The sequence below is a fragment of the Komagataeibacter oboediens genome (assembly GCF_003207815.1).
Lineage (GTDB): Bacteria > Pseudomonadota > Alphaproteobacteria > Acetobacterales > Acetobacteraceae > Komagataeibacter > Komagataeibacter oboediens.
The window spans coordinates 1-975 of the sequence record NZ_NKTX01000211.1 but is presented as its reverse complement, the minus strand read 5'-3'; the positions used below and the strand labels follow the sequence as shown (position 1 = coordinate 975).

Sequence of the window (975 nt, the reverse complement as noted above, 5' to 3'; positions counted from 1 at the left end):
GGGCAATACCAGTCCATGCCACCATTCACTCCATCTCTTCGCAAAGACGGATGAATCACAACATGCTGGTATTGTTCAAAAACTTTCGGATCAGGCTCTAAAGGCTCGTTCTATTACTATTTTGAAAGCAAGGAGGCTTTTGGCGCCGAACTGATTGATCACTATGGTCATTATTTCGCACGCAAGCTGGATCGGTTCTTTGCCGATGATGGCCTCTCGCCGTTGGATCGGCTGAAAGCTTTCATGGTCGATGCAGAGGCAGCAATGGAGCGCTTTGCGTTTTCGCGCGGCTGTCTTGTTGGCAATCTGGGGCAGGAGATGGGTGCGCTTCCAGAAGCCTTTCGTCAGAAACTGAGTGATATTTTTGCAGACTGGCAACGGCGCACGGCCCTGTGTTTGCGCGCAGCGCAGGCAGCAGGTGAGATCCGCAACCATCATGATGCCGATCATCTTGCCGCGTTTTTTTGGATCGGCTGGGAAGGAGCAGTTCTCCGCGCCAAGCTCGAACGCAACAGTACCCCACTTAGAACCTTTGCAGAGGGATTTCTTGCGATGCTCCGCACCTGATCCCTTTTTTTCGGCAACACTAGACGATCGGTCTAATTATAAAGGAGGCACGGCACTATGAGCACATTTCGGGCGATCGTGATCGAGAAAAACGACACGAGTCAGATCGTTGGACTGAAAGATTTCAGCGAGGCGGATTTGATGGACGGAGACGTCACGTTTCGAGTGACGCATTCCACGGTCAACTATAAGGATGGCCTGGCTCTGACAGGCAAGGCTCCGGTCGTCCGGCGCTTTCCCATGATCCCGGGCATTGATGGTGCTGGCGTAGTTGAAGCATCAGGTCATCCGGATTTCCGCGTCGGCGACCAAGATGGGGTGGACGGCCTCCATGCGGCATCAATGTGCCATGCTGGGGTCGGAATGACCATTCAGAGGAGACCGCCCGGATGAAAATTACCATGATCG

Annotated in this window: 2 protein-coding genes; both read left to right on the top strand. The window is 53.3% G+C overall.

What is annotated here, in order from left to right; all coding sequences use genetic code 11:
• Positions 1–222 precede the first annotated feature (222 nt).
• Complete coding sequence (locus tag CFR80_RS18380) at positions 223–567, top strand: TetR family transcriptional regulator C-terminal domain-containing protein (protein ID WP_258367968.1); 345 nt, start codon at positions 223–225, stop codon at positions 565–567.
• A 57-nt stretch (positions 568–624) separates the two neighbouring features.
• Positions 625–960 (top strand): alcohol dehydrogenase catalytic domain-containing protein, encoded by a 336-nt coding sequence (locus tag CFR80_RS18375; protein WP_258367966.1) that lies wholly within the window; start codon positions 625–627, stop codon positions 958–960.
• Positions 961–975: the final 15 nt, after the last annotated feature.

Excerpts from the sequence above, each read along its gene's own strand:
- CFR80_RS18375 (WP_258367966.1), top strand. The coding sequence starts at position 625 with ATGAGCACATTTCGGGCGATCGTGATCGAGAAAAACGACACGAGTCAG.